This window comes from Saccharopolyspora shandongensis (assembly GCF_900106995.1).
GTDB lineage: Bacteria > Actinomycetota > Actinomycetes > Mycobacteriales > Pseudonocardiaceae > Saccharopolyspora > Saccharopolyspora shandongensis.
Genome location: NZ_FNOK01000117.1, coordinates 1 through 8,077, shown reverse-complemented (window position 1 = coordinate 8,077; position 8,077 = coordinate 1). Strand labels below are relative to the sequence as shown.

Sequence of the window (8,077 nt, the reverse complement as noted above, 5' to 3'; positions counted from 1 at the left end):
TTCCGTGGCGACGACCACAACGTCGGCGTTGTCGTTGGTGGTCTCGATGTGTTGGTGCTCGTCCAAGCACTGGGCTAGTCCGGCGCGAATCAGCGCGTAGCCACGCCGGTCTTCGTTGTGGTTCCCCCACCCATGGCAACGGTTAGTTAAGGCGACGTCGTCGTGCACTCCGAGCACGGCTCCGGTGTTGGCGAAATAGAACGGATCCGGTTCTTTCTCGCCCGTTAATCGATACAGGAAAGCGTCCGCGGCCATGCCTACCTCTCCGTGAGCCCCTGGTTACTGCAGGTAAGGGGACTATAAGAGTACAGGTAGGTGGTTCTTGCGCCTAGAACCGCACGACAACCGCCCACGCGCGCACGACTGCGCCGTCGGGACTGGTTGGCGGTTTACTTGCCCGGGAAGACGTCCAGTGCGGCGGGTGTCTGACTCACGCACCGAAGCCACGACTGGAAGGGTTCAATGGCGCCCCGGTGACAGCTAACTGGCCATTCATGCCCGTCCAGTAGAACGGTTCGTCGCTGGTTCGCGCGCAGCGTCACGCGGTGATGCGGACTTGGCCGATCGGTCCTCACCCCGCACCGCTGCTTGACCTGGACCCAGGCCGACGTCGAGGCGCGCGTCCTCGGACTGCGGCGTAACCCGCGCCAACTTATGAGCGAGACGTTGCCACTCAACGGTCTAGTCATACCAAGCCACACGGCCTAGACTTCCCAATGTTCGTCCCCGCTGCAGCCAGAGGTCGCGATGCCACCGACTTACCACGTGGATACCGCCACCGTGGATACCACCACCGAGGACATGCCACGCGCCGACCAGCTCGAATACTGGGGCGAGGTAATCAGCTCATTCCATTGCACCTTTGGCTCCCGGGTCGTCCGGCCGGACGACTTCCAAGGCCGCACAACCTGCCAACGCGCCCAGCCCTACCAGCTCGTCACCTGGGGCGTCTCCACCCCGCAATGGCTTCAGCGCACCAAGCGCCAGGTTCATGCCGACCCCGACGAGCGTCACAGATTCGTCATCTCCACCCGCGGCTCGCTCGTGTTACGCCACGCCGGCAACCGGCGTACGCTCACCGCCGGCACCGGCGCGCTGTTCACCATGAACACCCCGTTCGACCTCGGCGTCGGACCCCGCCACAAGGGCATGATCCTCACCATGCCCCAGCGCGAGATCGACCACCGCCTCGGCCGCGGCGCACTTCTCAACCCGAAACGGACCTCACCCACGGTTTCGGGCGACTCATCCACACCAGCCTCGCCACCCTCAAAGCCGAACGCGACACCCCCACCGGCCTGGTTTGCCTGCTCCTCCTCGGCGATACCCAACCGCCGATCAGCCACGCACGCGAGATCGAAACCCAAATACGCCAATACATTCGCGCCAACGCGTGGGCCCCTGGACTCAACACGCACAAGCACTCGGCTGGTCAGCGCGACAAATCCAAGCCGTGCTCCGGCGGACCGGAACCACGCCCAGCGAACTCATAGCGCAGAAGTAGTCGGCACAGCGCTCGTATCGGATGGTCAGCGTCAGTCCGCAGTGAGCTCGGCGGGGTCGTCGACCGGAACGGCGTTGCTCGCCGCGACTCCGGAAAAGAAGCGGGCACTGTCCTTGACCGTGCGCTGCAGGGTGTCGAAGTCGACGTGAATCAGGCCGAACCGCTGCGAATAACCCAACGCCCACTCGAAATTGTCCAGCAACGACCAGGCGAGGTAACCGCGCACGTCCGCGCCCTGCTCAATCGCCGCATGAACCGCGCGAAGGTGGTCGGCGAAGTAGCGGACCCGGTCGCGGTCTCGAATCCGACCATCGCTGTCGATCGTGTCGGCGAAGGCCGCGCCGTTCTCGGCGATCATGAGCGGAAGGCCAGGGCAGTGCCGGCGCAGCCACAGCAGCAGGTCCGTCAACGAACTCGGCGTCTGTTCCCAGCCGAACGAGGTAAGCGGCCCTCGAGGCGGCAGAACGTCGAAGCCCCGCAAGCCTGGAAGGCCGCTGTTACTTGGTGCTTCCAGGTCCGCCAACGGCGCCACCCGGACCGGCGCGTAGTAATTCACCCCGAGCCAGTCGAGCGGGGTAGTGATCGTCTCGAGATCGCCATCGCGTATAGCGGGTTCCAGCGCACCCAGGTGAGCGACGTCGGCGAGCACGTCCTCCGGGTAACCACGACCCAGCACCGGGTCGAGGAAGATCCTGTTCTGCATCCCGTCGAACTTGCGCGCGGCCTCGCGGTGGGCCTCGTCGTCCACATCGGTCAGCGCCGGCGCGAAGTTCAGCACCAGTGAGAACCGCTGTCCGGGTCGTGCGGCTGCGCGCAGCGCCCGCATCCCCAACCCGTGCGCCAGCAGGTGGTGGTGTGCCGCGACGAGCGCGGTGCCCGGCTCTGCCACTCCGGGTGCGTGCACCCCGGTTCCGTAGCCGAGAAAAGCCGAGCAGAAGGGCTCGTTGAGCGTCGTCCAATCCGGCACTCGATCGCCGAGGGCGCCGTGCACTGCCGCCGCGTAATCGGCGAACCGTGCGGCGGTGTCACGAACCCGCCAACCGCCCTCGTCTTCCAACGCCTGGGGCAGGTCCCAGTGGAACAGCGTGATCATCGGCGTGATGCCGTGATCGAGCAACTCGTCGACCAGCCGGTCGTAGAACTCCATCCCCTGCGGGTTCACCGTCCGCCCGTCCGGCATGACCCGCGACCAGGACACCGAGAACCGGTAGGTCGGCAGGCCGAGTTCCGCCATCAGCGCGACGTCCTCGGGATATCGATGGAAGTGGTCGCAAGCCACGTCACCCGTATCACCACCCAGAACCTTGCCTTCCGTGGCCGTGAAGGTGTCCCAAATGGAAGGTCCGCGGCCGTCCTCCTTCGCTCCGCCTTCGATCTGGTAGGAGGCCGTGGCCGCCCCCCAGACGAAGTCCGACGGGAAGCCGAGCGCCTTCTTGTTGGTCATATCCCACCTCATCCGTTGACCGAAACTCGCGTGAGTCCGTTGACGATCTGCCTTGCCAGCAGGAGAAAGACGATGATCACGGGCAGCACGCCGAGCGTCGCACCGGTCAGCATCAGTGAGTAGTCCAGGAAGTAGCCGCTCGCCAACCTCGACAAGGCTACCTGAACGGTCAGGCTTTCGTTCGGGTCGAGCACGATCAGCGGCCAGAAGAAATCGTTCCACGCGGCCATGAACGTCACCATGCCGAGCACTGCCGCCTGCGGACGGATCGCCGGGATCGCCACATGCCGAAACGTCCCCCACAGCGAGCAACCATCCACTCTGGCCGCGTCGACCAGTTCCGGGGCAACCGACTCCTCGCACGCCTGGCGCATCCAGAAGACGCTGAACGCGTTGACCAGTGCGGGCACGATCACCGCCTCCAGCCTGCCGTACCACCCGAGGTCGCCGACGACCATGTACAGCGGGACCACCCCGAGCTGGGCCGGCACCATCACGGTTCCGATCACCACCAGGAACAGAGTGTTTCTCCCGGCGAAGCGCAGTCGGGCGAAAGCGAACCCGGCAAAGCTGGACAGCACCACGGTCGACACCATGACCGTCCCCGACACGATCAACGAGTTCTGGATCGCGAGCCAGAAGTCCACGGTGTCGAAGACGCGTTGCACGTTCTCCAGGAGGTAGCCGCCGGGGACCAGAGGTGGGATGGAATCACCAATGGCCGAGCTGTCGCTGGAGGACACCACGAACGACCAGTACAGCGGGAACGCCGATGACACGACAACACCGGTCAGCAGCGCGTAAACCAGTACCCCGGGGCGGCGGGTCAATGGACCGGCACCGTCGGATCGGCGGAGTCGCCGGGCAGGAACACTCGCGATCACCGCTTCAGCTCCCTCCGCGAATTCGACGCACCAGCACGAAGTTCGCCACTGCGGACAGCAGGCACATTACGAACAGCACCCATGCGATGGCAGCCGCATATCCGGCGTCGAACAGACCGAATCCCTTCTCGTACAGGTACATGGTCAACGTCTGGAACTGCCGGTCGTTGCCGCCGACACCGGCGGTTCCGGTCGAGTCGAACAGTTGCGGCTCCGCGAACAGCTGCAGGCCGCCGATCGTCGAGACCACCACCGTGAAAATGATGGTCGGCCGGATTCCCGGCACGGTGATCGACCAGAACGACCGCCACCGCGAAGCCCCATCGAGCGCGGCCGCTTCGTAGAGCTCCCTGGGGACGTTGCGCATCGCGGCGAGGTAGAGCAACGCGTTGTAGCCGGTCCAACGCCAGATCACCATGGTGGTGACGGCCAGGTGCGACGACCAGCGCTGGCCCTCCCAGTCGACGGGATCCAACCCGAACAACCCCAGAATCCAGTTGATCATGCCGAAATCGCGGCCGAACAGCTGGGCGAAGACCAGCGCCACGGCCACCACCGAGACGACGTTCGGCAGCAGAACACCTGCGCGCCAAACGGTCCCCGCACGAAGCGGCCGGTTGAGCAGCGCCGCGATACCGAGCGCGGCCAACAGCTGTGGCACCGTGGAGACCACGAAGATGCTCGCGGTGTTGAACAGGGCGTTGTAGAAATCCGGGTCGGCGAACAGTGCGGTGTAGTTCGCCAGCCCGACGAAGCCCTGATCACCGTCGATCAAATTCCAGTCGTGCAGCGAAATCCACGCGGTGTACAGCAGTGGGAAGAGGCCGAACACCGCGAACAGCACGAAAAAAGGAGCGACGAACAGGTACGGCGTGACCCGGGCGTCGATCCGGGAGAGCAGGACCCCCCGGCGCCCACCCGGAACCGACCCACGAAGAACGTGGGCTGGTTCGTGGGTGGGCGCCGGTGAAGGGCTTCGTGACATCCTCGCTACCTCACGGCGTCGCGGGCCTGCTGCACGGCCTCGTCCCACGCCTGGTCGGCGCTCTGCTTGCCGTCCTCGACGCGACCGAGTGCCTGGCCGAACTTCGGTCGCACCACGCTGTCCTTGGCACCGCGGTAATTCGGGCGCAGGCTGTCCGCCGAGCTCGCGTAGATCTGGCCCACCGGTGCGTCGCTGAAGTACGGGTCGGTCTTGCCGATCACCTCAGGATCCTGGTACGCAGCCGGCGTGCTGGGCAGGATGCCGCTCTGCAGGAAAATCTTCTTCTGCTGCTCCGGGGCGGTCAGCCACTTGGCGACTTCGTAAGCCTCCTTCGGGTGTGCGCCCTGCTTGGGCACCGTCAGGTAGGAGCCACCCTGGTTTCCGCTGTTGCCGGGAACCGTGGTGAGGTCCCACTTGCCCTTGTTCCCGTCGCCACCGGCTTCCCTGATCTGCTCCAGCATCCAGGCCGGGCAGTTCATCACGGCGAAGGAGCCCTGTTTGACCGCCACGTTCCAGCCCTGGGTGTAGCTGGTCACCCTGGCGGTCTGCCCCTTCGCCCCGATGCTCGCGGCGATGTCGAAGGCACGTCGCAGGTTCGGATTCCGGTCGGCGATGAGCGAGTCGTCCGCCTTCGAGAAGAAGTTCTCCTCGGACTGGTTGAAGATCGCGGTGTAGATGGTGCCGGCGGAATCGGCGAACTTCGCGTCCGGCACCGCGGCGCTGAACCGGTCGGCGACCCGGGCGAAGTCTTCCCAGGTGGGCCACAGCTTGGCCACCTCGGTACGCTCGGTCGGCAGACCGGCCCGGGCGAACAGGTCGCGGCGGTAGCACATCGCCAGGCTACCCATGTCCGTCCCGAGACCGAGTACGAAACTTCCGTCCTTGCTGACCCCCTGCTCCCACTTCCAGGGGGCCCACTGGTTCTGCAGGTCCTTGGCCCCGAAGTCGGCGAGGTTGACGAACTTGTCCCTGGACTGCAGGAACTGCGGAATGTACTGCTCTTCGACGGCGACGACATCGGCAGCGCCCTTGCCGCCCGCTAGCTGGGTGGCCAGTCCCTTGTGGTGGGCCTCGAAGTCGGCGACCTGCGACACCAAGTGGATGTTGGGATGTTGTGCCTCGTACTCCTTGAACAGCTGCTCGTAACCGAACTCGCCGAAGGTCGCGACCTTGATATCGATCTTCCCACTGCCGGCCCCATCGGTTCCCGCGCACCCCGCCAGGGCCACCGACACAGCCGAGGTCAGGGCAGCAACAGCCAGCCAGCGCGAACGCCTTCTCCTCATCACACTTCCTCATCTCCCAATCGTGACCACCATGCCGCGAGCTGATCGCTGATCTACCGCGCAGAGAAACGTGTGTCCACCACGGGAACCAAAGTCTGCCTCTTTGGCCATCCGGCCCGCGGTTTCAGAAGTGCACCAGCACCCGTCCCTCGTTGCCCGCGCCGACCTCGACCCGCCGGTAGAATTTCCGGAGATGAGGCTGGTCCAGCATCGCCAGCACACGGTGCTTCAACTTGCCTGAGCCTTTGCCGGGGATGATTTCCACCAGCTTGACCTTCTCCCGAACCGCACGAAAAACCGCACTGCGCACGGCGGTGTCGATGTCCCTGTCGCTTCGGAAGATTGGGTGGAGATCCACCGTCAACTTCTCAGGCAATTTCAACTCCCCGCTCTCGGGAGAACTGATGGATTTCGAGTCAGGCTAGATCGCGGCAAACCGGAGATCAACGGATCCGAGGGCAGGGAATCGAAGCACAAGAGGCACAACCGAACCGTGGTGACGGCGCTATGTCACAGTGGGATGTTGCCGTGCGCGCCGCGGCCGGCCGGGGCTGCGGCGAGCGCCTCGGCGATGCGGCGGCGGGTGGTCTTGGGGTCGATGACCTCGTCGACCACGCCGATCGACATCGCCCGGCCGACGCCGCCGGCCACGCGCTCGTGCTCCTCGATGAGCTTGTCCTGCAGGGCCTCGCGCTCCTCCTCGGGCGCGGCGGCGAGCGCCTTGCGGTGCAGGACGCCGACCGCGGCCTTGGCGCCCATCACCGCGACCTCGGCCTCCGGCCAGGCGAACACGGTGGTCGCGCCCAGCGCGCGGGAGTTCATCGCGATGTACGCGCCGCCGTAGGACTTGCGGGTCACCAGCGTCACCCGCGGCACCACGGCCTCGCCGAAGGCGTGCAGCAGCTTCGCGCCGCGGCGCACCACGCCGCCCCACTCCTGGCCGACGCCGGGCAGGTAGCCCGGCACGTCGACGAGCACCAGCAACGGCACGCCGAAGGAGTCGCACATCCGCACGAACCGGGCGGCCTTCTCCGCCGACAGCGAGTCCAGGCAGCCGCCCTTGCGCAGCGGGTTGTTAGCGATCACGCCGATGCTGCGGCCGCCGAGGCGGCCCAGGCCGACCACGACGTTCGGGGCCCACTTGGCCTGCAGTTCCTCGAAGTCCGCAGAAATATTGCCGGCCCCGTCGTCCTTTTTGTCCAGGATGCCGCGGATCACCGGCTTGACGTCGTAGGCACGCTGCGGGCGGTCCGGCAGCAACGCGCGCAGGTCCTCGTCGTCCTGCACGGAGTGCAGGTCGAACAGGCCCGGCTTGGCGAACAGCCCGGTCAGCCGGCGCGCTCGCACGAACGCGTCGGCCTCGTCCGCGGCGGTCACGTGCACCACGCCGGACTTGGCGCCGTGCGCGGAGATCCCGCCGAGCCCCTCCTGGTCGATCTGCTCGCCGGTGACGCTGCGGACCACGTCCGGGCCGGTGACGAACACGCGCCCGGCGGGGGACATGATGACCACGTCGGTCAGCGCCGGGCCGTAGGCGGCGCCGCCGGCCGCCGGGCCGACGACGACGGAGATCTGCGGGACGCGGCCGGACGCGCGGATCATCGCCGCGAACATCTGGCCCATGCCGTCCAGGGATTCCACGCCTTCCGGGATGCGGGCGCCGCCGGAGTGCCACACGCCGACCACCGGGCAGCGCTCGCGCACCGCCATGTCGATGGCGTCCACGATGTGCCCGCAGCCCTCGGAGCCGAGCGCACCGCCCATCTTGGTGGCGTCGCTGCAGTAGACGATCACCTTCGTGCCGTCGATGCGGCCGCGCACCGCGTACATCCCGCTGTTGTCGCGGGGGTGCAGTGGTTCGATCGACTCCGGGTCGAGCAGCTGCTCCAGCCGCACGTCGGGATCGCGCGGATCCCGTTGCGCCTGCTCGGTTTCCGGCCGGGTGGCCACTGCGGTCATCGGATCCTCCGGAAG

Annotated in this window: 8 protein-coding genes; 1 reads left to right on the top strand and 7 read right to left on the bottom strand. The window is 66.2% G+C overall.

The genetic code is table 11. The features are described from left to right. The coding region (locus tag BLW84_RS47110) for a hypothetical protein (RefSeq protein WP_143061385.1) at nucleotides 1-255 on the bottom strand (255 nt) is incomplete at its 3' end. 492 nt (nucleotides 256-747) lie between these two features. Here BLW84_RS47110 and BLW84_RS50635 point away from each other — a divergent pair. Further along, nucleotides 748-1,653, top strand: a complete 906-nt coding sequence (locus BLW84_RS50635) for an AraC-like ligand-binding domain-containing protein (RefSeq protein WP_093278972.1) — start codon at nucleotides 748-750, stop codon at nucleotides 1,651-1,653. On the opposite strand, the gene BLW84_RS45675 is transcribed toward BLW84_RS50635, so the two are convergent. From BLW84_RS45675 to BLW84_RS45650, 6 genes are all read right to left on the bottom strand, one after another. Further along, nucleotides 1,536-2,948 carry a GH1 family beta-glucosidase gene (locus BLW84_RS45675; protein ID WP_093278970.1) on the bottom strand — a complete coding sequence of 471 codons (1,413 nt, stop codon included), beginning with the start codon at nucleotides 2,946-2,948 and terminating at the stop codon, nucleotides 1,536-1,538. The two genes, BLW84_RS50635 and BLW84_RS45675, sit on opposite strands and share 118 nt — an antisense overlap. Before the next feature lie 8 nt (nucleotides 2,949-2,956). Then, nucleotides 2,957-3,694: a carbohydrate ABC transporter permease gene (locus tag BLW84_RS45670; protein WP_245761847.1), complete on the bottom strand. Its 738-nt coding sequence runs from the start codon at nucleotides 3,692-3,694 to the stop codon at nucleotides 2,957-2,959. Nucleotides 3,695-3,836: 142 nt separating this feature from the next. Further along, the gene (locus BLW84_RS45665; protein ID WP_245761845.1) at nucleotides 3,837-4,817 is read right to left on the bottom strand and encodes a carbohydrate ABC transporter permease; all 981 of its coding nucleotides are present in this window, start codon (nucleotides 4,815-4,817) and stop codon (nucleotides 3,837-3,839) included. A 5-nt stretch (nucleotides 4,818-4,822) separates the two neighbouring features. Further along, nucleotides 4,823-6,103 carry an ABC transporter substrate-binding protein gene (locus tag BLW84_RS45660; protein ID WP_093278966.1) on the bottom strand — a complete coding sequence of 427 codons (1,281 nt, stop codon included), beginning with the start codon at nucleotides 6,101-6,103 and terminating at the stop codon, nucleotides 4,823-4,825. 124 nt (nucleotides 6,104-6,227) lie between these two features. After that, nucleotides 6,228-6,479 carry a Smr/MutS family protein gene (locus tag BLW84_RS45655; protein WP_093278964.1) on the bottom strand — a complete coding sequence of 84 codons (252 nt, stop codon included), beginning with the start codon at nucleotides 6,477-6,479 and terminating at the stop codon, nucleotides 6,228-6,230. A 134-nt stretch (nucleotides 6,480-6,613) separates the two neighbouring features. Then, a partial coding sequence (locus tag BLW84_RS45650) for an acyl-CoA carboxylase subunit beta (protein WP_425441768.1) occupies nucleotides 6,614-8,077 on the bottom strand: 1,464 nt, incomplete at its 5' end.